This is a genomic window from Nocardia sp. CA-135953 (assembly GCF_050955735.1).
In the GTDB taxonomy this organism is placed as follows: Bacteria; Actinomycetota; Actinomycetes; order Mycobacteriales; family Mycobacteriaceae; genus Nocardia.
Window position 1 is genome coordinate 4,716,725 of the sequence record NZ_CP192082.1, and the last position, 23,141, is coordinate 4,739,865.

At 65.5% G+C, this 23,141-nt stretch carries 24 protein-coding genes, 1 tRNA gene and 1 pseudogene; 3 read left to right on the top strand and 23 right to left on the bottom strand.

What is annotated here, in order from left to right:
• Positions 1-122 precede the first annotated feature (122 nt).
• Positions 123-257 carry a hypothetical protein gene (locus ACQPXH_RS21690; RefSeq protein WP_433598369.1) on the top strand — a complete coding sequence of 45 codons (135 nt, stop codon included), beginning with the start codon at positions 123-125 and terminating at the stop codon, positions 255-257.
• Between the two features lie 74 nt (positions 258-331).
• Here the strand turns inward: ACQPXH_RS21690 and ACQPXH_RS21695 are convergent, their stop codons facing one another.
• The 7 genes from ACQPXH_RS21695 to ACQPXH_RS21725 form a co-directional block, all read right to left on the bottom strand.
• Complete coding sequence (locus ACQPXH_RS21695) at positions 332-796, bottom strand: DUF6294 family protein (protein WP_433598370.1); 465 nt, start codon at positions 794-796, stop codon at positions 332-334.
• Positions 797-935: 139 nt separating this feature from the next.
• Positions 936-3,776, bottom strand: a complete 2,841-nt coding sequence (locus ACQPXH_RS21700; RefSeq protein WP_433598371.1) for a tetratricopeptide repeat protein — start codon at positions 3,774-3,776, stop codon at positions 936-938.
• Between the two features lie 481 nt (positions 3,777-4,257).
• Positions 4,258-4,698 carry a hypothetical protein gene (locus tag ACQPXH_RS21705; protein ID WP_433598372.1) on the bottom strand — a complete coding sequence of 147 codons (441 nt, stop codon included), beginning with the start codon at positions 4,696-4,698 and terminating at the stop codon, positions 4,258-4,260.
• 42 nt (positions 4,699-4,740) lie between these two features.
• Complete coding sequence (locus ACQPXH_RS21710) at positions 4,741-5,145, bottom strand: hypothetical protein (protein WP_433598373.1); 405 nt, start codon at positions 5,143-5,145, stop codon at positions 4,741-4,743.
• Positions 5,146-5,293: 148 nt separating this feature from the next.
• Complete coding sequence (locus tag ACQPXH_RS21715) at positions 5,294-5,416, bottom strand: hypothetical protein (protein WP_433598374.1); 123 nt, start codon at positions 5,414-5,416, stop codon at positions 5,294-5,296.
• Positions 5,417-5,981: 565 nt separating this feature from the next.
• Positions 5,982-6,055 (bottom strand) — tRNA-Pro (locus ACQPXH_RS21720).
• A 93-nt stretch (positions 6,056-6,148) separates the two neighbouring features.
• Positions 6,149-6,901, bottom strand: coding sequence for an acyl-[acyl-carrier-protein] thioesterase (locus tag ACQPXH_RS21725; RefSeq protein ID WP_433598375.1), 753 nt, complete (start codon positions 6,899-6,901; stop codon positions 6,149-6,151).
• Positions 6,902-7,024: 123 nt separating this feature from the next.
• On the opposite strand from ACQPXH_RS21725, the gene ACQPXH_RS21730 reads away from it, so the two are divergent.
• Positions 7,025-7,549 (top strand): hypothetical protein, encoded by a 525-nt coding sequence (locus tag ACQPXH_RS21730; protein WP_433598376.1) that lies wholly within the window; start codon positions 7,025-7,027, stop codon positions 7,547-7,549.
• On the opposite strand, the gene ACQPXH_RS21735 is transcribed toward ACQPXH_RS21730, so the two are convergent.
• The 16 genes and pseudogenes from ACQPXH_RS21735 to steA all read right to left on the bottom strand — a co-directional run bounded on the left by ACQPXH_RS21735 (position 7,546) and on the right by steA (position 22,561).
• Positions 7,546-8,547, bottom strand: coding sequence for an LLM class flavin-dependent oxidoreductase (locus ACQPXH_RS21735; RefSeq protein WP_433598377.1), 1,002 nt, complete (start codon positions 8,545-8,547; stop codon positions 7,546-7,548). The genes ACQPXH_RS21730 and ACQPXH_RS21735 overlap by 4 nt on opposite strands.
• 17 nt (positions 8,548-8,564) lie before the next feature.
• Positions 8,565-8,864, bottom strand: coding sequence for an ArsR/SmtB family transcription factor (locus ACQPXH_RS21740; protein ID WP_433598378.1), 300 nt, complete (start codon positions 8,862-8,864; stop codon positions 8,565-8,567).
• 72 nt (positions 8,865-8,936) lie between these two features.
• Complete coding sequence (locus ACQPXH_RS21745; RefSeq protein ID WP_433598379.1) at positions 8,937-9,308, bottom strand: Lrp/AsnC ligand binding domain-containing protein; 372 nt, start codon at positions 9,306-9,308, stop codon at positions 8,937-8,939.
• A pseudogene (locus ACQPXH_RS21750) lies at positions 9,263-9,451 on the bottom strand (AsnC family protein); the annotation flags it as partial. The pseudogene ACQPXH_RS21750 and the gene ACQPXH_RS21745, both read right to left, overlap by 46 nt.
• Positions 9,452-9,661: 210 nt before the next feature.
• Complete coding sequence (der, locus tag ACQPXH_RS21755) at positions 9,662-11,077, bottom strand: ribosome biogenesis GTPase Der (protein WP_433598380.1); 1,416 nt, start codon at positions 11,075-11,077, stop codon at positions 9,662-9,664.
• Entirely contained in the window at positions 11,074-11,784 is a 711-nt protein-coding gene (gene cmk, locus ACQPXH_RS21760) for a (d)CMP kinase (protein WP_433598381.1), read from the bottom strand. The genes der and cmk overlap by 4 nt, the downstream gene beginning before the upstream one ends.
• Positions 11,785-11,816: 32 nt before the next feature.
• Positions 11,817-13,127, bottom strand: coding sequence for a pseudouridine synthase (locus tag ACQPXH_RS21765; protein WP_433598382.1), 1,311 nt, complete (start codon positions 13,125-13,127; stop codon positions 11,817-11,819).
• Between the two features lie 102 nt (positions 13,128-13,229).
• Positions 13,230-13,877 (bottom strand): SMC-Scp complex subunit ScpB, encoded by a 648-nt coding sequence (gene scpB, locus ACQPXH_RS21770; protein WP_433603530.1) that lies wholly within the window; start codon positions 13,875-13,877, stop codon positions 13,230-13,232.
• A 332-nt stretch (positions 13,878-14,209) separates the two neighbouring features.
• Entirely contained in the window at positions 14,210-15,013 is an 804-nt protein-coding gene (locus ACQPXH_RS21775) for a segregation and condensation protein A (RefSeq protein ID WP_433603531.1), read from the bottom strand.
• Positions 15,014-15,198: 185 nt separating this feature from the next.
• Positions 15,199-16,143, bottom strand: coding sequence for a ParA family protein (locus ACQPXH_RS21780; RefSeq protein WP_397056378.1), 945 nt, complete (start codon positions 16,141-16,143; stop codon positions 15,199-15,201).
• A gap of 226 nt (positions 16,144-16,369) precedes the next feature.
• Entirely contained in the window at positions 16,370-16,726 is a 357-nt protein-coding gene (locus ACQPXH_RS21785; RefSeq protein ID WP_433598383.1) for a cupin domain-containing protein, read from the bottom strand.
• A 203-nt stretch (positions 16,727-16,929) separates the two neighbouring features.
• A complete protein-coding gene (xerD, locus tag ACQPXH_RS21790) occupies positions 16,930-17,880 on the bottom strand; it encodes a site-specific tyrosine recombinase XerD (RefSeq protein ID WP_433598384.1) in 951 nt (316 codons plus the stop codon).
• A gap of 13 nt (positions 17,881-17,893) precedes the next feature.
• Positions 17,894-18,553 carry an NUDIX domain-containing protein gene (locus tag ACQPXH_RS21795; RefSeq protein WP_433598385.1) on the bottom strand — a complete coding sequence of 220 codons (660 nt, stop codon included), beginning with the start codon at positions 18,551-18,553 and terminating at the stop codon, positions 17,894-17,896.
• Positions 18,554-20,275, bottom strand: coding sequence for a CTP synthase (locus ACQPXH_RS21800; protein WP_433598386.1), 1,722 nt, complete (start codon positions 20,273-20,275; stop codon positions 18,554-18,556).
• A gap of 127 nt (positions 20,276-20,402) precedes the next feature.
• On the bottom strand, positions 20,403-21,350 hold the full coding sequence (locus ACQPXH_RS21805) for a copper transporter (RefSeq protein WP_433598387.1): 948 nt from the start codon (positions 21,348-21,350) through the stop codon (positions 20,403-20,405).
• Positions 21,347-22,561 (bottom strand): putative cytokinetic ring protein SteA, encoded by a 1,215-nt coding sequence (steA, locus tag ACQPXH_RS21810; protein ID WP_433598388.1) that lies wholly within the window; start codon positions 22,559-22,561, stop codon positions 21,347-21,349. Before steA ends, ACQPXH_RS21805 begins: the two co-directional genes overlap by 4 nt.
• 159 nt (positions 22,562-22,720) lie before the next feature.
• On the opposite strand from steA, the gene ACQPXH_RS21815 reads away from it, so the two are divergent.
• Positions 22,721-23,140, top strand: a complete 420-nt coding sequence (locus tag ACQPXH_RS21815) for an SRPBCC family protein (RefSeq protein WP_433598389.1) — start codon at positions 22,721-22,723, stop codon at positions 23,138-23,140.
• The last annotated feature ends 1 nt before the right edge of the window (position 23,141 follow it).

Consider the following 23,141-nt stretch of genomic DNA (forward strand, 5'->3'; position numbering starts at 1 on the left):
GCCCCGACATCCGACTGCAGCGCAGTCCAAGATCATCATGTGCTGGTGGCGGCAAACAGCGCTGTTTGCCGCCACCAGCACATGGTGATCTTGGTCAACGAAGCGGTGGCGCTGGAAATTCGATGTACCGGATCCTGGCCGCCAACACCCTGGTCAAGGAACGAAGACGGCTGGCGCGGCACCCGCAATCGGTCTGCCCGGAACTGGTGGCCACCGCAGGTGTACTCGTGGGACATATGACCGTCCGGTTGTCGTAGCAGCAAGGGGGCCTGTCATCCTTGTGTTGGCAGCTCCGCGGCCGCTACGTCACCGATCGCTAGGATCCCTCGTTTCAGCAGTGGTTCTGCAGCTCGATCCTGGTCACGGTCCGATACGCCTCTGGCGGATAGGTTTTCCGATCGTCGCGGTCTTTCTTCAGGTCCAGGTCCCAGTGGTATTGGACCGCAGAGGACGGCAAATTGATGACGAACTGGCCGAGATCGCCGCCGGTCGGCCAGTTGTTGACGATGTTGCCGAGATACGTGTGGTTTTCGTCGAACAGCGCAGCGTGCATAAGCCAGGCGTCGTTGTCAGAACCGCTGGTGACCAGGCCGTGGAACGTCGCGTAGCCATCGCTCTGTAAGATCCACGTCGCGCCACTGAATAAGGTGCAGTCGCCCACCTTTATGTCGTGGTTCCAGGTGAAGACCCTGTCAGGGTCAGCATGTCCGACGGGCATGGCTGCGAGGGTCGGTGTGGTAGCTAGTCCGAAACAGACGACGAGCCGAATTATGGCGTGACGAAATGTTGTGGTCATGATGTTGCTCCCCCGGGATATCAGCCTCGCTGACCAATATTGTCAACGTCCGGCCAACGGCCGTCAATAGGCCGTCAAGGCGGGTTGCGTTGTCGCCCACAATCGTTCGAACGTTCGCCCCGCGCACCGAATCCGGCGATCATCCAGTGCATTCAGCTTGTGCCGTCCACTCGGCAACGTTCCTGGTTACGTCGATGGTGCCGCGGTCGTCGGGGCCGTAGAGCCGCCGCCAGATCTCCGGTAAATCCGCACCGAGTTCCACTGCGGCGGCGTAATCACCTTGTCCGGCGCAGAACTGGGCCAGATTCCGTCTGGTCATGAGTGTGAACGGGTGCTCGGTGCCGGAAACCTTCTCGCGCATCGCGAGCACTTCGCCATACAGCCGGGCGGCGCCGTCGGGGTCACCGCAGGCCGCGGTCCACCTCGCGAGATTGTCCTTGGCCCACATCGTGTCGGTGTGCTCAGATCCGAGCACGTTTTCACAGACGGGCACGAGCTCGATCAACTGTCGTCGCGCCCGTTCCGGGTCACCTGCTTCGCCGATCCAACGCGCATACTGGTCACGGGAGTGCAGCACGTCGGGATGCATTGGACCGAGCAAACGTTCGAGCGCCGGTAGGAACGCGGTGTACTGATCGCGCGCACCGACGATGTCACCGGCCTGCCCGGTACTGAACCCGAGATCGGCGCGGATCCGCAGCTTCTCCCGTTCGTCTTGCTCCAAGCCCAACAACTCGGTGAGCATCACCACCGCTTGCGCGGCGCCACCGGTCTGAACGTGCCAGTTGGCAAGTTGCACACGCGGCAAAAGGGTTTGGGGGTGGTTATGACCGAACATCGCCGTGCAGTCCTCGACGAGTCCGGCGAACATCGCACGCGCCGCGAACGGCTCACCGGCGTCGCCGGTCCATCGCGCGAACCGGGCGCGGGCCGCCAGCAGATCGGGGTGGTCCGGCGGCAATGCTTCTTGGAAGGCCACCATCCAGTTTGCCCAGGAGGCTCGATTATCGATCGGACGCCGCCTCGTGTCCGCCACGTCGAGGAATGCCAATGCGCGAGCGGAGTTTTCGCTGGCCAGATAGTGCCGTGGCGCTGCGGTGTGCGCATAGACATCGATATCCGGGCCGGTTACGGTGTCGAACGCGGCGGCGAGTGCGGTATGCGCGTCCAACAACGCGGTCGGCCATTGCGCACAGACGATCTGACGCAGCGAATTGGTGAACGCCGCGTGCGACAGCCCGACTCGTTCGTTGTCCTGACCGGGATGACCGCGTGCGACAAGTACACCGAGGTCGACCACCGCATCACGCAGCTGCGGCAACGTCACCGGCCGTCCGAGCCGCCGTAGGGCTTCGCAGATCAGAGACAGTGGTGCGGTCGGACCGACGCCGACCGCCGCAAGCAGAGCACCCATCGGCAGCGCGATGTCGGCGTGTACCCGACGCTGATGGGTCGTGCGGAACCTGAGCGCCACCAGTGCATCCAGGTCCGCACCTTCGCAACTGCCGTCTCGCCAATCGATTTCGGTGATCAACCGCGGCAGCAGCCAGCCGCCGCGCATATCGTCAGGCAGTTCGTGGATAGTTCGATCGAGTCCGTCGGGGATCGCGCCTTCGGCGATCCTCAACTCCCGCAGTACTTCCCGCGCGGTCGGCGGTTGCAGGTGAACACGCCGGGCATGGGCAATATCCGGATGATCCACGACGTCGGTCCCCGACCGGATACCGACGATCACCCGCACGTGGCTCAACCGCTCGTCGGTGGTGAGGATGGTGATGGCGGCGACAACACTGCTGCGGCACCCTTCCTCCGGCTGGTCGAGGCCGTCGATCAGGATGCGGATCCGCCTGCCTGCCTTCCGCATCCGATGCAAGGGTCGCACGATCTCGATCTCGAAGGCGCTGAACCGCTCCCGATCGGTCAGCTCCGCATGTACCGCCTGGTGCGCCGCCGCGAACTCGGCGCCGAAGCGCGCGCCGAGTTGGTTACCCAGTTCCAAGAGCACCGACTCGACGGTGCTCGTGACATCCAGAAATACAGCCGCCGTGACGAATTCGGCGGTCAGCGAACCCAACGTCTCGACCAGGACGGGCCGGATCAGCAGCGACATCAGCGTAGATTTCCCCGCCCCAGCCGGCCCGATCAACGCCTGCAACCGATCACCGCTTGCCTCCACGATGTCGGCGAGGGTCTCCTGCACGCTCGTCGTCAGTGAAACACTGTGCACCAGATGATCCACCAAACCCGCCGCGGGCCTACCGGTCACCGCGTCTCTGGATCGGGACCGGTTGGGCACCAACCACAGTCCCTGGTCGCCGCGGCGCACCTGAGTTCCATTGAACGACAGGTGCCGTGGTGTCTGCCGTTGACACGAGCTGTTCAGCTCCGGGGTAAGGTCGGCGCACAGCAAGTTCGTTCCGCTACCTGGTAGTCCGGTATCGAAGGTACGCAACAGAGTTCGACTGAAACACCCGTCGTAGGCATTACCGTCATCTGAGGCGACGAGCAATTCCATTCGCCCAGCGGACTTTTCCAGTATCCGCACCCAGCGGCTTCCCGCACCGAGCGCACCGGTTCCCGCCTCACATGCATCGACGAGAACGATCAGCCCATCCAGCGATCGCGTATTGCCCAATTGTTCGGCAACGACATTGACCAGGTGAAAACCGGAATCGGAATCCAGTGGCATCGCCGAATCTGCCGCAAGTAGATAGAAATCGTCGTCGTTGGTGGTGAACCCGTGGCCGATGAAGGCGATCAACAGCGTCGCCCCCAACTCGTCGGCGCGTTGGAACGCAGCCTTGATGCGGCGCTTGAGTTCGATGATCGTCGGATCGAGCACCGGGCCATCCCCCACCGGAAGCCAATGACCAACCGTGGTGAAAACCGAGTACAGCGCCGTGGCCAGCTCAGCAGTGAACCCGAGCCGCGGAAATGCCGTGCACTCGGATGCGATGACCAAAGCCAACCTCTCCGCCATGAGAGAACTATCGGCGAGGACGACGCGCGACACAACCGCATCCGACGAATCACCGGGGGGCCAACATACTCCGCATCCGGGGCCGCCCAGCCGTCGCTCGGCAGCTTGGCAAGGCCAAAGGGAGCGTGTGGAAGGCGTTGCGGGGGCGAAGGTGCGATACGTCCGGCCGAACCAGCTGACTGACTTGGCCGAACCGGGAACGGTCCAAATGTCACCGACCTCCAACGCCACCTGGCCCGCACCGAGGCACCCACACCCCTCTACCGCTGCCAGTCGATGGCCGGTGACGCAACGAGTAGGACGACAGGGTGAGCCGCGCACGTAGCAACCCGACTCACCTGGATACCGCTGGGATGCCGTCTCGATGCGGACCAAGGCCGCCGGTTTGGACACCACAGCCAAGGTTCCCGGCCTCCTCCGTGCCTGGGCGCGAGCCGTCACCGGCGGCTGGGTCGGCTTGGTCGAGCTCCTGGCCTCACGGTCACGCCGACCGCCACGGCAGGAGCCGACGAACCGCCTTTCGTCCTGAGGTGATGTGCGGGGGTTGCGACATCAGGGAATCCTTGCCCCGAATACGCCACCCGAACGCCACCCACCGGTCGTCGTCATCGGTGATCACGTACTCTTCGGCGCCCCCGAGAATGATCGCCTCGACCGCCGCGGCCGCCTGGGACGACTTGTCCTCGAATTGGATTTCGTAGTCGGCGATGGCTCGGATGCACCAGCCCGTTTCGATGCGCACCGCGGCATCGCCCATATCCACCAGTTTGATGTGTGGATTGGCCCCGCGCACTTCGGCTTCCGTGGACGAGGATCCGCTGGAGAGCACCAGGGTGCCGGGATTCGAAAACGTCTGGATGGCGTAAGGCTCGGCGATGGCAAACACCTCCGAGCAGAACATCTCCCATTCCGTCCCACTCACCCCGGCCTCCCAGCCCACTCGCAATCTTGCCCCACCTCGGCACTACTTATCGCACGGATTCACCACCGTGTCCGAGTACTGCCACGCCGAGGATTGCGAGGGTACTCCCCCGTACACGCCGCCCCCACGAGCAGCCGTTCGGTACTCCCCGTCCGCGCAGGTGGTGGCGCCTTGGGCAACGAGTTTGGTCCCCGCGGCGGGTTTGGTGACCTCGTTGTGGCCGCCGGCCACCCGCTTCCAGCTCCCACCCTCCTTGCGCTGGAGTTCGACATCGATGTACAGCGAGTCGATGGCCGCCGTGCACTTGATACTGCCCTTTCCGACGATGTCGGTCGGCGTGCCTTTGGAATTGTGCGGATTCATGGCCTTCACGGCTTCCACTTGGCAGGCCGCGTTGCCCGGCCCGGGCGCCGCGTCGGCGGCGGGCAGTGCCACACACGTGGTCATCAAGACCGCCAGCACGCCAAACCGCGACCCCTCCGATGTTCCTCGCGTACTTCGTCATTCGCCTACCCCCAGTTGATGGAATCTTCGGTTCTTCATCTGGTTGGACGTCGAAGCACCCCGATCGATTCCATCGTTCAGCGAATTTTTCTCATCCGCCCTCCGCCATCGCCCGAACCCGCTCCAGCACACCATGGCCTTTGGGATCGACCAGCACGGCCTGCGGCGCCGACAGCCACCGCATCATCGGATCCGGCCCGCTCGCAGCGCTCATCCGGTGATCGCCAGCCCAGGGACCGGTCCCCGGTTTGGCTTCCGCTTCGGCGGTATGCCAGTGCACTCCGCCACCGGATTCGAGTTCCGGGTGAAACGCTGGCGGTCAGGCTGCCAGCCCGACCGCCAGGCCAAGCGCCTCTCGTCCCGTGAGCTTCGAGACCGGACCCCCGCGGGGCTACAGGCGCGACGTCGATCCAGCCGCACCGGGCAAGAAGTGGCCCTGCCGCGGCGGCGGCTTCTCGCCACGCCGACCGCCTGGCGGCTGACCAACGGGGGCCCGCCCCCGCGCCGGGGCTTCGTGCATGTCCTTCGAGCGGGGCGGCTTCTACGCAGTTTCCGTCAGATCCGAACTCGCCCACACCAAACCACGTCAAACGCGGCGGCCTGACCGACCCCCGGGAGACTTCCAGCCTCAACCACTTAGCCAGCTCGCGAAACAGGTCGTCGTACAACCCTATCGGCGGCGACAGAGGGCAACGTCAGCGGCAGTGAGCGGCCTTGGTCCCTCCGCCCCCTGGGCACCGGCGGACGGTTCAAGTACCGTCCTCTATCCCCTACTTCTGTCGGGCTGACAGGATTTGAACCTGCGACCACCTGACCCCCAGTCAGGTGCGCTACCAAGCTGCGCCACAGCCCGTTGCGCCTGATGTTCGGGCGCTCGGAAAGATTACCTCAGGGGGCGCTCAGACGCCGAATCGCCTGGTTATCGGTGTGGTGGGTGGGGCGCGAATCAGCGTGGGGTGATGCGGGCGGTGGCTCGGGGGTCGTCGGCTACGGCGAACCAGGCGTCGAGGGTGCTGCCGGCGCGGCGGCCGATTACGCGGACCTGCTCGCCTGCGGTCAGTGGTTTGGTGTATTCGATGACGGTGCGGTGCGGGCCGGAGGTGAGATCGGTGTGGGTGGCGAGGAGTTCCTGCAAGGCGCTGAGGTAGACCGCGTTGTTGACGTGGTCGAGCCAGTCGAAATCGGCGACGCGCAAGGGGAAGGGCAATTCCTGGACGTGTGGGCCGGTGGGTAGTGGGTCGGTGAGTGCGGCTTTCCAGCGCAGGCGATGTTCTGTGGTGCTGGCGAGCATGGGTGCCATGAAGCGGTCGCTCATGCGCACGGGCACGCCGGATTCGGCGCCGAAATGGATCAGGAATCCTTCGGTTTCGACCAGACCGCCGTTGCTGCCACAGATCTGCACGCGCATATTGCACCAGCGGTTCGACAGGGCCGAGCACCAGCGGCGCAGGGTGACGTGCTCGCCGAATTCGATGGGCTCGAGGACGTCGATGACGGTGCGGCGGACCACCCAGCCGCGGTGGATGTCACCGTCCTCGACGGCTTCGAGGTGTTCGAAGCCGATGTCCTGCAGGTAGCGGGCGATGGCGTCGAGGCGCAGACGCTGCTCCCGGTCCGTATCGGCGAGGCGGACCGGCCAGCCGGTCTCGAACGGGGATCCGACGGTAGGGCGTTCCGGCAGCACGCTGGGAATGACCATAAACGGATAATGCCAGGTCCTGCCCTACAGCAGCACCCTGACCCGCTCAGCGTGTCAACCGGCAGCAATGTGCTCCCGCCAATGGTGATAGGTATTCGCCCTCGGTTGAATAACGTTGAAGCTATGAGTCCCCCGGCCACGCCGTGGTCGAACCAGCCCAAGGGCCTCCCGAGCAAGGAGTCCACCGGCGCGGAGCTGGCCATCGACCCGGTGATTCTCACCGCTATCACGCTTCCCCCGAAGCGAGGGCAGCACTATCCCGACCTCGGCATGCTCATCGGAACCAGTTTCGCGGTCCTGCTGTCGTTGGTGGCCTACCTCTCGGTCGCGTCCATCGGTTCGACACCGGTCCGAGATTCGGCAACCGGCGGATCCGCGGCGGCCACCGCCGCCCCGGCGAACGCGGTCCAGGTCGATCGGGGGCTGACCATCGGCAAGGTCACTGCCAACGACGGCAAAACGCTTGCGGTGCAAGGGATATTGGGTGCCATGACGAACGTTCGTGCCAACACAAGTACCCGGGTACTTGTCCTCACCGGCAGTAGCGTGTCGGATGTGACGGTCGGAGCCGCGGTCGTCGTCTACGGCAATAAGGAAGCCGACGGCACAATTACCGCGAACCTGATCGTCGGCGGCTCGGTGAGCTAGGGGGCCACCGGCTCGGTGATGAGACCGCCGGTGAGTTCGACCGACCGGAGTCGGTCATCGATTTCGGTGGCGTGGTGGGCGACGATGAGTTCGTCCGCATCAATGGAGCCCGCGAAATCCGCCAGGTACGAACGGACTTCGGTGGGAGTGCCGACGGCGGTGTATCGGGTCATTGCGCTGAGCTGGCTGCCATTCGGCGAGGCGAGGAACGCATCGATCTCCGCGTCGGTGAAGTCCGCGTCCGCCGCGCCACGCCGAATCATGGCTCGCGCGCGAGCACGGTGGGAGATCGTCTTCTGCGCCACCGCCGCATCGTGGTCTTCGGCCGCGAATACATTGACACCGGCCATCACATACGGCTCGGCGAGTTGCTCTGACGGCCGGAAGCTGTCGCGGTAGACGCCGACCGCCTGGTGCAGCGCGTCCGGCGCGAAGTGGGATGCGAAGGCATACGGCAGGCCGAGTTGCGCGGCGAGTCGCGCACCGAATAGTGACGACCCCAGAATGTAAAGCGGCACAATGCCTTCCGCGCGAGGCACGGCTTGCACACCGGGTACTCGCGAGTTGCCCGACAGGTAGCCCTGCAACTCCAGCACATCCTGCGGAAAGGTGTCCGCCGAGGAAGGATTGCGGCGCAGTGCGAACATGGTCTTCTGATCACTGCCGGGCGCGCGGCCGAGTCCGAGATCGATCCGCCCGGGGAACAGCGTCTCCAGGGTGCCGAACTGCTCCGCGATCACCAGCGGCGAGTGATTGGGCAGCATGATGCCGCCTGCGCCGAGCCGAATGGTGTCGGTGTGCGCGGCGACGTAACCGATGAGCACGCTGGTGGCGCTGGACGCGATCGAGCGCATGTTGTGGTGTTCGGCGTACCAGACGCGTCGATAGCCGCTGCGCTCGGCGGCCCTGGCCAGCGCGACGCTGTTGTCGAAGCTGTCGCGTGCGGTGCTGCCGGGTGCGACCGACGCCAAGTCGAGGATCGACAGTGCGGTGGGCATAAGACTTCCTTCGTAGCTCAGAGAACGCGGTCGAGTTCTTCGGTGAAGGCCCGGATGCCGGCTTCGTCGCGGCGGTAGTAGGTCCACTGGCCGCGTTTAGTGGCGCTGAGAAATCCGGCGCGCTGCAGGATCGCGAGGTGTGCCGATATGGTCGAGGCCGAGGTCCCCGCCTTCTGCTGGATGAGACCGACGCACACCCCTAACTCGCCGGTGTCGTCGCCCCGCGCTGGGAAGTTCGCGTCCGGATCCTTGAGCCACGCCAGGATGCGCAAGCGGGTCTCATTCGCCAATGCCTTGCACTCGTCGAGCACATCCACCTCCCTTCGGCATTTCGCTAATTAACGAACTTACGCCGGAGCCTGCGACTCGGCATCGTGACGCAGCACACGTCAGACGAGCAGGGAGCCCGAACGTTTGACGGTACGAATGATCGGAGCGGTTTCGAGCGTAGCGATGCCGGGAAGTTCGGCGATGCGCTCGGTGAGGTAGCGACCGAGATCTCGAGGGTCGCGGCAGTTGACCGCCGCGACCAGATTGGCAGCGCCGGTGGTGACAGCGCCGGTGGTGACAGCGGCGAAGGAGACTTCGCGGTGGCGGGCCAGCGCCTCACCGACGCTGAGGTGGCGGCCGGTTGCGTGACGATCCAGAGTCGGGCCTCGGTACCGAATCCCAGTGCAGCGGACGGGATGTCGAGCTGGAATTGCAGGACTCCGTTGCGGCGCATGGCTTCCATCCGGCGACGCACCTTGGTTTCGGACCACTGGGTGGCGGCGGTGAGGTCGGAGTAGGAGGTGCGGCCGTCGTGGTTGAGGGCGCGCAGCAGGGATCTATCGTCTTCGTCGCCCCTGCGCTGGGCCGAACTCACCCGCGACCAGGCCAGACAGCGCCTGCTCGACGACGACACCTCTCCCGACTCCTTCGTCGACGTCCTCCTCGACGGCTACACCGAGATGCTTGCCGCGCCCCGCCCCGAAATCACCTCGACCGGTGCCGATATCACTGGTCGCCCGGCTCGTTCCCGGGCCGAGTGGGTATCCGACCACCCTCGCCGCGTTCCGCTGACGCCAAATGGCAACGGACGTCGTTGCTCGGCAACGACGTCCGTTCCAGGGGCCTACTTCCGGCGTTCCCGCTTCTCACGCACACGTACCGAAATACGAACCGGAGAACCGTCGAAGCCGAACTCCTCACGCAGTCGGCGCTCCAGGAACCGGCGGTAGCCCGCCTCCAAGAACCCCGTCGTGAAGAGCACGAAGGTCGGCGGCCGGGTAGTGGCCTGCGTGGCGAACAGGACGCGCGGCAATCGGCCACCACGCATCGGCGGCGGCGTTGCCGCGATGACTTCCTTGAGCCAGTTGTTCAGCCTACCGGTCGGGATGCGCTTATCCCAGGACTCCAGTGCGGTTTCCATTGCGGGAACGAGCTTTTGGACGGCGCGGCCGGTATGCGCGGAGATATTGACCCGCTGCGCCCACGGCACGCGAACCAGATCCCGGTCGACTTCCTTGTCGAGTTGCAGGCGACGGTCCTCGTCGACCAGATCCCACTTGTTGAAGGCCAGCACGAGCGCGCGACCGGAGTCGGCGACCATGCTGATCACCCGCAGGTCCTGTTCGGTGATCGGCTCGGAGGCATCGATCAGCATGATCGCGACCTCGGAGGCCTCCAGCGCCGCCTTCGTGCGCAGCGAAGCATAGAACTCCATGCCACTGGCATGGGAGACCTTGCGACGCAGCCCTGCGGTATCGACGAATTTCCAGATCCTGCCGCCCAATTCGACCAGCGAATCGACCGGGTCGACGGTCGTGCCCGCGACATCGTGCACCACCGAACGCTCATCACCGGAGAGCTTGTTGAGCAGGCTGGACTTGCCGACGTTGGGCTTGCCGACCAGCGAGACCCGGCGCGGACCGGTACCGCCGGTGCCCTCACGCGGGGTCTCGGGGAGGACTTCCAGGACATCGTCGAGCAGGTCACCGGTGCCGCGACCGTGCGCGGCACTGACCATGCGCGGCTCACCGAGACCGAGCGACCACAGCGCGGCGGCCTCGGCCTCGACGCGTTCGTCGTCGACCTTGTTGGCGACCAGGATCACCGGAATCTTGGAGCGGCGCAGCTTCCTCACCGCGGCCTCGTCCGTGGCCGTCGCACCGACGACGGCATCGACCACCAGCAGGATCGCGTCGGCGGTCTCCATGGCCAGTTCGGCCTGGCGGGCAACCGACTGCTGCAGGCCCTTGGCATCGGGCTCCCAGCCACCGGTGTCCTGCACCAGGAAACGGCGACCAGCCCAGTTCGCCTCATATGAGATGCGGTCGCGGGTCACGCCGGGAATGTCCTCGACGACGGCTTCACGACGGCCGAGAATACGGTTCACCAGGGTCGATTTGCCGACATTCGGGCGGCCGACGACCGCCACCGTCGGCATCGCGAGGTGTTCGCCCTCGTCGAACTCACCGTCGAGACCGGCTATCTCCCAATCGGTTTCGTCGCTCCAGACGCCGTCGCCGGCGAGAACGTCTTCACTCACTGTGTCCTGCCTGTCCGGCCGATCGAAACCTGGCGCACCACAACGCGATACAGCTCGTCGATGACCTCATCCATATTCAGTTCGCTGGTGTCGACCTGCACCGCGTCGTCGGCCGGACGCAGTGGGGACACCGCGCGAGTGGAGTCGAGGGTGTCGCGACGCTGCACGTCGGCAAGTACGCCCTCGTAGTCGTCGCCGCGGCCTTCGGCGATGTTCTGCTGGTTGCGCCGCTGCGCGCGGGCCTCGGCGGAGGCGGTGAGGTAGATCTTGGCGTCGGCATCCCGCAGCACGACGGTACCGATATCGCGTCCCTCGACCACGATTCGCTGTGCGGCGGAAGCGATTTCACGCTGCAGAGCGACGAGCAGCTCGCGCACCTCGGCCACGGCGGACACCGCGGACACCGCCTTGGTGACGGCATTGCCGCGGATCTCGGAGGAGACGTCCTCACCGTCGAGCAGGATCAGCTCACGGCTGGGGTCGGTACCGATGGTCAGCGGCAGTTCCTTCACCGCGGCACCGATCGCTGCCGAATCGGTCAACTCGACCCCGGCACGCAGCACCCGCAGCGTCGCGACGCGGTACATCGCGCCGGTGTCGAGGTAGTTGGCGTCGAGCCGGGTGGCCAGTCGCCGCGACACACTGGACTTGCCCGTGCCCGAAGGCCCGTCCATGGCGACGACCAGCGGCGTGGTTCCTTCAACCATCGCAGGGACCTCCACAGGAATCACTACACCGTTCACAACGACACCGCCTCGTAAAGTTTGCCGACTTCATCGCGGCCGATCACGCGCAGCGTGCCGGGCCGTTGGTCGCCGAGTGCGACCGGACCGATATTGGTGCGCACCAACCGCGTCACCGGATGACCGACCGCGTCGAGCAGCCGGCGCACGATGTGCTTGCGCCCTTCGTGCAACACGATCTTGACCAGCGAACGTCCCTCGCCCAGCTCGAGCACCTGGAACCCGTCGACCTTGGCCGGACCGTCTTCGAGTTCGACACCGTCGCGCAGGCGCTTGCCGACCGATTTGTTGACCTCACCGTTCACTGTCGCCAGATAGGTCTTCGGGACCTGGAACGACGGGTGCATGAGCCGGTGCGCGAGGTCGCCGTCATTGGTGAGCAGCAGCAGCCCCTCGGTGTCGGCATCAAGCCTGCCGACGTGGAACAGGCGCTGACCGGCTGCGATGCGTTCGGCGACGATATCGCCGACGCACGGGCGGCCCAGATCGTCGGACATGGTGGACTGCCAGCCCTTGGGCTTGTTCAGCGCGATATGGACCAGTTCCTCACGCACCATCACGCGGGTGCCGTCGACGCGGACCACGGCATGCTGCGGATCGATCCGCAGACCCTGCTCGGTGACAATGGCGCCGTCGACCTCGACCCTCCCCTGGGCGATCATCTCCTCGGCGGCGCGGCGCGATGCGACACCGGCCTTGGCGAGAACCTTCTGCAGCCGCTCGCCCTCGCCCCACGGCAACTTCTCGTGGCCCCCCTCGGCGGGCTGGTCGACGTGCTGTTTCTTGGCGGGCTTGGCGTTGCTCAGCAGCGGGGCGGAGACCACGTTCTTCTGCGGCTTCGGATTCTTGGGCTTCTTGCCAACGGGCGCGGACATCGAGGCCGACGTTGTGCGGCGCGACGGATTGCCTTGCTGCGCAGCGCCTCCCGGTGCGGAGCCGCGCGAACCGGCGGTACGTGGGGCCGAGCTGTCCGGTGCGCCGGCGCGATAGCCGTCGCCGCGCGAACCACGATGATCGGAGCCGCCCTGCGACGAACCGCGATAACCCGCCCCGCCCTGCGACGAACCGCGATAACCGCCACCCTGCGACGTGCTACGCCGATCTGATCCGCGCTCGGCGGAACCGCGATAGCCACTGTCGCCCTGCGAGGTGCCGCGGTAGCCGCCACGCTGATCGCCCTGCGACGAACCGCGGTACCCGCGGTCGCCGCCTTCTGAGCTCCCCCGATAGCCCCCTTGCGAGGAGCCGCGCTCGGAACCGCCCCATGCGGCCCCGCGCTGCGTACTTCCCCGTTGCGCCGAACGCATATCGCGTGCGTTTCGGCCTGCGCCGCCCCTGGTGGGCTGGTCGCTTCTGTTCCTACGATCCGGTGTGCCATCTCGGCGAGCGGGCGTATTCATTTTGTCCTGTCAGTCTTCTTCGGTACCGAGATCCAAATCGGTCTCGGCGGATTTCTTCAACCTGGTGTAACGGGGGTCCGTGTCCAGGCTCTCGTTGATCTCGTCGATCAGGTCGACGCCCGGCAGCAGGGGCGCCAGTGGCGGCAGATCGGACAGCGATGCGAGTCCGATCCGCTCCAGGAACAGTTCGGTCGTGCAGTACTGCGTGCCATTCGTTTCCGGGTCGACCCCGGCCTCGGCGATCAATCCGCGAGCCAGCAGGGTTCGCATCACACCGTCGACGTTCACGCCGCGCACCGCGCTGACCCTGGTCCGGGTCACCGGTTGGCGGTATGCCACCACCGCCAATGTTTCCAAAGCGGCCCTGGTCAATTTCGACCGGGCGCCGTCGAGCAGCATCCGTTCCACATACGGCGCGTACTCGCTGCGAGTATAGAAGCGCCACCCGTCACCCACGAAACGCAGATCGATGCCACTGGCCCGCGCGGACAGTTCCGCGGCCATTTCGTGCAGCGCCCGCTCCACCCGCGCCGGTTTGTCCTGCAACGCGTCGGCCAGCAGTTCTACCGGGGCCGGAGCGTCCACAATGAGCAGCATCGCCTCCAACGCCGAGCGGAATTCATCGTCGTCCAGCGGTTCGGGCGTGAACTCCGCCACTTCGTCGTCGGAACCCGCGCCGGCGTCTTTTTTGTTCTTCGCCGCACGTGCGGTCTTCGTCGCACTTACAGAAGCTGGGGTGCCGTTCCTACGACTCCCCCGCCGCGTCTCACTCGGTCCTCCACCGGGCGCGCTCGCATCCGCAGCGTCTTCGATGCGCTCATCACTCGACGATGGCGCCTCGTCGCCCGAGCCCGCCGCGCTCGCGCCCGATGCATCGCCGCCCCGGGCGATCACTGCACGGTCACCGCCGTCGACCTGCTCGCCCGCGACCCCGGTGTCATGCTCGATGCCGTTGTGCTCGAGGGGTGCCGCGTCGTCGGTGCGCTCACTCACCCGTAGTCCTCCTCGATGGTCACGGTGTCGGCGGGTTCGTCCTTGGGGTCGCCGGTCCAACTGATCGAGAGCGGGCCGAGCGGGTCGGGCTGGTCGAACTCGATCGTCTTGCCCCGGTACAGCTCGAGCAGTGCCAGGAAGCGGGCCACGATCTGGATCGGCACATCACAGTCGGCGACCAGTTCGCCGAAGGTCGTCCAGCCGCCCGGTCCGCGCAGTTTGAGCTGTTCGAGCACGAGCGCGGCCTGTTCGGCGACCGAGAAGGCGTGCTGGTGCAGATGGTCGAGTCCAACCCGCGGCGCCGGGCGAGGCCGGAAGGCCGTCGCGGCGATCGCGGCGAACTGGTTTGCGTCAACACCCAGCTTAACCTCGGGCAGCAGGTCGGCGTATCGCTCCTCCAGCCCGACCGCGCGTGGGTAGCGTCGCAACGCGACCGCCTCCAGTTCCCCCAGCAACTCGGCGACCTGTTTGAACGCGCGGTACTGCAGCAGCCGCGCGAAGAGCAGATCGCGTGCCTCGAGCAACTCGAGATCCTCGGCGTCGGTCACCTCACCCGACGGCAGCAGTCGCGCCGCCTTGAGATCCAGCAATGTCGCCGCGACGACAAGGAATTCGGTGGTCTGATCCAGGATCTTGTCCGCACGCAACGCCTGCTGCCCGATGCTGGCGGTCAAAGCCTTTGTGTAGGCGATGAATTCGTCGGTCACCTGATGCAACGCGACCTCGGTGACATCGAGCTTGCGCGAACTGATCAGATTCAGCAGCAGATCGAACGGCCCTTGGAAGTTGCTCAGCCGCAGCTGGAACCCGGAGGTCTGGGCCGTAGGCTCGCTCTCACCGCCAGGTCTGCTTGGCGGATCATCGGCGGCCGAGTCGTTCGCAGCCGACGCGGTACGCCCGGCGTCGGAGTCTCGATCGACGAACTCATCGGACTCCGAGCCGAGCGTATCCGTGTTCGTCGATGGCGCCGGTTCCCTACCGCCGATCACCGGCCGGACCGGTGGATGACTTCCCGCGCCATCGCCCGATATGCTTCGGCCCCACTGGATTTCGGTGCCCACGTGGTGATGGGTTCACCCGCGACGCTGGCGTCCGGAAAACGTACGGTGCGCGCGATCGCCGTGTCGTACACCAGGTCGCCGAACACTTCGACGACGCGCGCCATGACCTGACGCGAATGTAGTAGCCGCGCATCGAACATGGTCACTACGATGCCGTACAGGCTCAGGCGCTGGTTCAAACGGTCGCGCACCTTCTCCACGGTGTCGTTGAGCAGGGCGAGTCCGCGCAGTGAAAAGTATTCGCACTCCATCGGAATGATCACGCCATCGGAACAGGCCAGCGCATTCACCGTGAGCAGGCCGAGCGATGGCTGGCAGTCGATGAGGATGTAGTCGTAGCGATCGCGCACCGATTCCAGTGCGCGGCCCAGTGTCTGCTCCCGACCGACCTCGTTGACCAACTGGATTTCCGCGGCGGACAGATCGATATTGCTCGGCAGCAGGTCCAGATTCTCGACGCGGGTCTCCATCAGGACATCGTCGATCGAGACCTTGGATCCGATGAGCAGGTTGTGCACCGTCAGATCGAGATCGTGGTGGGCCACACCCAATCCCGCCGACAGCGCACCCTGCGGATCCAGGTCGACCAGCAGTACCCGCCGACCGAACTCCGCGAGCGCCGCACCAAGGTTGATGGTCGAGGTGGTCTTGCCGACGCCACCCTTCTGATTGCACATCGCGACGATCAGCGCATCACCGTGGTTTTCGACCGGCGGCGGGTCGGGCACGACACGCAGCGGGCGCCCGGTCGGGCCGAGCGTCGCATCGTCGGGGACGGGTTCGGCGCCGTCGCCCCACAGCGTTTCCGCCGCAGCGGCCGAGTACGGACCCGTCCGGGGACCCGTAAGCGGCTGCGCCCCAGCACTCATCGGCGGCTCTGCCGCGCCGGCTGTCGTCACGATCCGCTGCTCCTTATACGTTCCTGCCCGTTGCCTTCGCCCGACTCCGGCATCTTCTGCCCGAGCGTAGCGAGGCCGATCAGGCCCGACCTCGCTTTCGTACGGTCCAGCTCTCGATAGACGCTACCGCTTGACAGCGCGAGACCCACGCTCGGACACGCGACACCCACGTTTACCTGCGCAGGCGTCCACTCCCCTAGCACCAATCCGGTCGGCCGTCGAAACGGACGTCGAACCGATCGCGAAGATCATCCATGCTGTCCCAATCCGCCTCACCCCGAGCGATACGACCGAGCTGCCGGAAGTACTCGAACCGGACGATACCCGGTGCGAGTACGGCGAAGAACTCGGCGGGACCGTCCACGGACGCCCCGAAGCCATGGACAGTACCCGGCGGAACCACCACCAGACCACCCTTCGCGACCGCATGCCGTTCGCCGTCGACGAGGAATTCCATGGTCCCGTCCAGGACCCGTGGACTTCGTGTGATAGTGCGGTCTGGTCCCATCCGCGCCTGCCCGCAGTACGAGCCGATTCGCTCCGAACAGCCCATCCGGTGTTCTCGCTGTCCCCGAGCAACCGGAACGATCCACCACCGGGCAGCGCCACCGCCTCGACATCGCGCTCCTGAACGATGAAAGCCTTTGCCATCCAACTCACCTCAGGTCGGTATGCCGAGACCACCCGATCACGACATACCGACACAACCGGACCACGGTTCTATTTCTTCCGCGGCGGGTGCCCGAGCACAGCGGGTCAGCGGGCGCGGGGGTGAGCGGTCGCCCAAACCTCACGAAGCGTGCTCACGGTGACCAGGGTGTAGATCTGAGTGGTCGTCACCGACGCATGCCCCAGAAGTTCTTGGACCACACGCACATCCGCACCCCCGTCGAGCAAATGCGTTGCGAAGGAATGACGCAGCGTATGTGGCGAAACGGTGGCCCCGATGCCCGCCCGCTCGGCGGCGGTCTGCAAAACCTGCCAGGCACTCTGCCGCGACAACCGACCACCGCGGGCATTCAGAAACAGCGCGCCCGCAGTGCCTTTCCCGTTCGCGGCGAGCACCGGCCTCCCGCGCACCAGATATGCGTCGACAGCCGCCAGCGCGGGCCTGCCGATCGGAACCATGCGCTGCTTGCCACCCTTGCCGTGCAACACAACAGCGCGTTCCTCGGTATCGAGATCGTCCACATCGAGCCCGACCATCTCCGATATCCGCGCCCCGGTCGAATACAGCAGCTCGAGCAGCGCGCGATCGCGCAATCCACGCGGCCCGCCATCGCTTCCGGCGCCATTCGCATCATCGATCGGCCCGCCGCCGGCCGCCTCCAACAGCCGCAACACCTGGTCGTACGGCAGCGCTTTCGGCAACCGCCGCCCCGGGGTCGGCGGCTTGACCGCATGTGCGACATCGGTACTCGTGAAACCCTCCGCCACGGCGAAGCGATGCAGCCCGCGCACCGCGATCAGCGCACGAGCGACCGAACCCGCGGCCAGGGGCGGATGTGTCTCCCCGCCCGCTCGCAGCACCATCGTGAACTCGGCGACATCGGATTCGCAAACCTGCTCGAGCGCCGTAATCTCGTGCCCGGTCAGGAAAACCCGATAACGGTCGAGATCGCGACGGTACGCACCGAGGGTGTTGCGGGCGGCGCCGCGCTCGACCGCAAGATGATCGAGGTAGGCGTCCACCTCCCGCGCGAGCACCCGCCCGGACCCGTCAGTCTTCGGACTGCCGCTGCGCCTTGCGACGCAGGAATGCGGTGGGCTGCCCCGGCCACGGTGCGTCGGCCGGACGCAACTGCGCCCCGCCCGCCCTGGCAGCGGCGAGCGCGAGCAGACCGGCGACGGCCGTGGCATTGACGATCTCACCGGCCAGTGCGGCCCCCACTGCCTCGTCCACCGGCAGGCGGACCAATTCCAGGTCCGCCTCCTCCAATTCCGGCTCCGGCCGGTCGGTTTCGTACAGACCTCGCGCGGCGTATACCCGCAGCGCCTCATCGGTGAATCCGGGCGAAAGCGCGACATCCACCAAAACCGACCATTCCCTGGCAGCCAGTCCGGTCTCCTCGGCCAATTCGCGCTTGGCCGCTGTCAGCGGATCCTCGCCGGGCACATCGAGCAGTCCGGCGGGCAGCTCGAGCAGCCGCTGATCGATCGGATGCCGATACTGCCTGATCAGCACCACATTGTCGGCATCATCGATGGCCGCGACCGCGACCGCCGCATGATGTTCGATCACCTCGCGCTCAACGACGCGTCCGCCCGGCATTGCCACCTGGTCGAGCCGCAAGGCGAGGATGGCACCGCTGTATATGGTCTTGCTCGCCACGGTCTCGAAGTCGTGGGTTCCCGGCTGGACGCCACCGATCTCACTCATCTACGACGCCTGGTCGGCGTTCGCGAACTCTTCGTCCGGGATATCGACCGGAAGCCGCTCGGCCAGTTTATATTTCAGCGCCGCCGCGATCAGCGCCGCGAACAGTGGGTGCGGGCGAGTCGGACGGCTCTTGAGCTCCGGATGCGCCTGGGTGGCCACGAAGAAAGGATGCTTATCGGCAGGCAGTTCGACGAATTCGACCAGATGCCCGTCGGGGGAGGTACCGCTGAATTTCAAACCGCTGGCGGCGATCTTGTCGCGATAGGCGTTGTTCACCTCGTAGCGATGCCGGTGCCGCTCGGAGACCTGGTCGGTGCCGTAGGCCTGCGCGACCACCGAACCCTTCTGCAGCGTCGCCGGGTAGGCGCCGAGGCGCATGGTGCCGCCGAGATCTGCCTCACCGGCCACGATCTCCTTCTGATCGGCCATGGTGGAAATCACCGGATGCGGTGTGTCCGGCTCGAATTCCGCCGAATTCGCTTCGGCCAGACCGACCGAGCGCGCGGCTTCGATGACCACACACTGCAAGCCAAGACACAGACCGAGCAGCGGAAGCCCCCTGGTCCGCGCATATTTGATGGCGCCGACCTTGCCCTCGATGCCACGGATGCCGAAGCCGCCCGGAATCAGCACCGCGTCCACATCGCGCAGCGCGGCCTGCGCACCCGCCGGGGTCTCGCATTCATCCGACTGCACCCAGTGGATATTCACCTTGGCCCGCGAAGCGAATCCACCCGCGCGCAACGCCTCGGTCACCGACAGATACGCATCGGGCAGATCGACATACTTTCCGACAAGTGCCACCTCGACGGTCTCCCGCGGCTGGTGCACCCGGTCGAGCAGATCGCCCCACACCGTCCAATCCACATCGCGGAACGGCAGCCCGAGCCTGCGCACTACATAGGCGTCCAGGCCCTCACGGTGCAGCACCTTGGGAATGTCGTAGATCGACGGCGCGTCCGGCGTGGAGATGCAGGCGTCCACATCGACGTCGCACATCAGCGCGATCTTGCTCTTGAGCGCCTGCGGCACCTCGCGATCGCAACGCAGGATCAGCGCGTCGGGCTGGATACCGATATTGCGCAGCGCGGCCACCGAATGCTGGGTCGGCTTGGTCTTGAGCTCACCCGACGGCGCCAGGTAGGGCACCAGCGATACGTGCAGGAAGAACACATTGTCCCGGCCCACATCGTGGCGGATCTGGCGCGCGGCCTCGAGGAAGGGCTGCGATTCGATATCGCCGACGGTGCCACCGATTTCGGTGATCACCACATCGGGCACCTGCCCCTGCAGATCCGGCCCCTGCATCGCCAGGATGCGACTTTTGATCTCGTCGGTGATGTGCGGGATAACTTGCACCGTGTCACCGAGGTATTCGCCGCGACGCTCCTTGGCGATCACCGACGAATAGATTTGCCCGGTAGTCACATTCGCGTCCCGGGACAGGTCCCGATCGAGAAATCGCTCGTAGTGGCCGACATCGAGATCGGTCTCCGCACCGTCCTCGGTGACGAACACTTCACCGTGCTGGAACGGATTCATGGTGCCCGGATCGACGTTCAAGTACGGGTCGAGTTTCTGCATGGTCACCCGCAGTCCGCGCGCGGTCAGCAGCTGACCGAGGCTGGAGGCGGTAAGACCCTTACCCAATGAGGAGGCGACACCACCGCTGACGAAGATGTGCTTCGTGGCCGTTCGCGCCTGATTCCGTGTATGACCCACGGGTCTTCACGGTAACACGAAATTGCTGGTCTGATCACATGCCACGCACGTTTGCCACCGAGTCGCTGCCATCAAGGATTCACACCGCGAGCTGTGTCCGCAGCACGGGGTATCGCGGATCGGCGGGTCAGCTCGAAGGCGGCGCGACGAGTGTGAGGGAGGTCGCCTTGGTGCCGGTTCCGTATCGGCCCGCGCCGCCGTTGAGCTGCTCGCTCAGGCCGAGCACGGTGGTGACGCGGCCGATATCTCGGTCGAGATTGTCGACGGTGGTGACGGCGGTGGCGAGCGCGGCGTCGGAACGAATGAGCGCGATCGGGCCGGGATTGTCGGCGGCACCGGATCGGCCCGCCAGCACCGCCCCCGCACCGCGACCACGTAGGGCGCCTGCGAATCGGGCGATATTGCTGCCCTGACTGTTCTCGCCGGACTTCGCGCCGTCGCCGGTGACGACAACGGCGACGTTCGCGGCCTGCGTCGGAGTGTCGCCGTAGGCGAGGAAACCGCCGCCGCGCAACGTCTCCAGCACCAGACTCAGCTCCTGCGGGGTGCTGCGCGGTTGCGCGCTCGCGGGATCCAGCAGCAGCACCAGGCCGAGCAGATCGCCCGCCATACTGCCCTGATCCACCTGGCCGGTGCGCAGCTGCGCGCCCGCGGGGATGACATTGGTGACCGCGGTGCGCATCCGGTCGCCCTCGGCGGCGTCGAGTAAGGCGTCGTTGAGTGCGACGCGGCCGGTCACGGTGGCGCCCGAGGTTTCCAGATCCTTCGCGACGGCCTCGACATCGGCGGGTTCGGCATCGGGGGTCGTGAACACCACGACGCTGCGGTCGGTGAGCGTGCCGCCGAGGATCCGGCCCGCCGATCCGGCGATGAACCGGTCCGCGGCATTGATTTCGTCGCCGAACCGCCGGTTCTGATCGGTGGCCACATCGAGCTGTTTGCGCAGATCCGTTTTGTCCGCGCGCAATCCGGACAGCAGGTCCGCCGCCACGGTCTGTGACCCGAGCACCACGCCGAGGGCGAGGGCCAGGAAGATCGCGACGATCGAAACCGCGTGCTGCCGAATCGAAATCATCGGTTCCCTCCCGTACCGGCTAGGCCCTCGGCCCACAGCGTGAACCGGTTCCAGCTATCGGCGGCCCAATCCAGCGCCTCGGTCCCCATATTCGATGCGAGCATGGCCACGATCACCGCGACCAGTGCGGCGAGGACGACCATCGCGATGGCGGTGCCGGACACCCGGTTCCGGTAGAGCGTGGCGACGGCCTTGGCATCCATGAGTTCGGTGCCGACTTTCAGTCGGGTGAGGAAGGTCGCCGGATTGCTGTCGCGGCGGCCGCGGTCGAAGAAATCGTCCAGCGAGGCGGCGGCGCCGGCGGTCACGATCAGCGATGCGCCGTGGTGGTGGGCCAGCAGCAGGGCCAAGTCGGAAGGTGCGCCCGACGACGGGAAGGTCGTCGCGCCGATGCCGAGATCCTGGATACGTTCCAGACCCTTGGCGTGGCCGTCGGTATCGGCGGGCAGGATCATCTCGGCACCGGATTTCAAGGTGGCGGTGGTGATTTCGTCCGGGTCGCCGACGATCAGATCGGGGTGATAGCCCTGCTTCGACAAGGTGTCCGCGCCGCGACCGACGCCGACCATGATCGGCGCGTACTCCTTGATGAAGGGCTTCAGTCGCTTGAGATCGTCGGCGTGCTCCGGGCCGTCGGCGACCACGACCACATGCCGATTCTTCATGTCGAGCTCGAGCTCCGGCACACCGATACCGTCGATGAGCAGCGCACTCTCGGTGCGAATGAATTCGATGGTGTTGCCGGCGAAGGCCTCCAGATGATCGGCGAGACCGTTGCGCGCATCGATCATTCGCTCGGCGATATCGGATTCGGTCAGCTCGATGCCCGTGACCAGGACCTCGGGCTCCTTCTTGACCAGCTTGTCGGAGTAGACGACGCCCTCATCGATGCGGACCTTGGTGCCGTCCTTGATCCGGAAGGCATCCGAACTCACGGTGTCCAGCAGCAGAATTCCATTGGCGACCAGCACTTCCGGCCCCAGATTGGGGTAGCGGCCCGAGATCGACGGCGAAGTATTCACCACCGCGACCACGCCCGCCTCGACCAACCGATCGGCGGTGAACCGATCCAGATCCATCTCATCGAGTATTACGACATCACCGGGCCCGACCCGCTTCAGCAGACGCCTGGTGTTGCGGTCAACCCGAGCTGTCCCGGTCAGCCCGGGCAGCGCTTCGGTGCTCTTCGACAACAACGCCAACATCTTCATGTGGCCGATCCTGTCCGCAAACCCTCAACCATTGGTGGAGGCGCGCCGTATCACCTATCACATTCGTCACTGTGATAACACGAACACCACGCCGCGCCGAGAGCGCGCCGACAAGTACCCGTATGCTGCGGGTCACAGATATCCCGAATAGGAGTCACCATGGTCAGCAGTACCGTCGACGCCGTGATCGCGGCCCCGCGCGATGTCGTCTACAAGTTCTTCACCGAGCGAGATGGCATCAACCCCTACATCCCGGTCGACTTCACCCTGAAGACCCCCGGCTCGCCCACCCCGACGGGCGTCGGCGCGCAGTACTTCATCGGCAAGGCCGGCGTCGGGTTCGTCGAGGAGACCACCAAGCTGGTCCCCGGCGAGCTCATGGAATACAAGATCATCAAGGGTGCGCCCGTGAAGCGGCACGTCGGCACAATCACCTTCACCGACACCGGCAACGGCACTCTCGTCTCCTACACGATGGAGTCCGAGCCCAGCCTTCCCGTCCCCGCAAAGGTCCTGGAATTCGGTCTGAAGAACCTCATCAACCAGTTCATCAAGGGCGCCCGAAAAGCCCTGCGCTGAA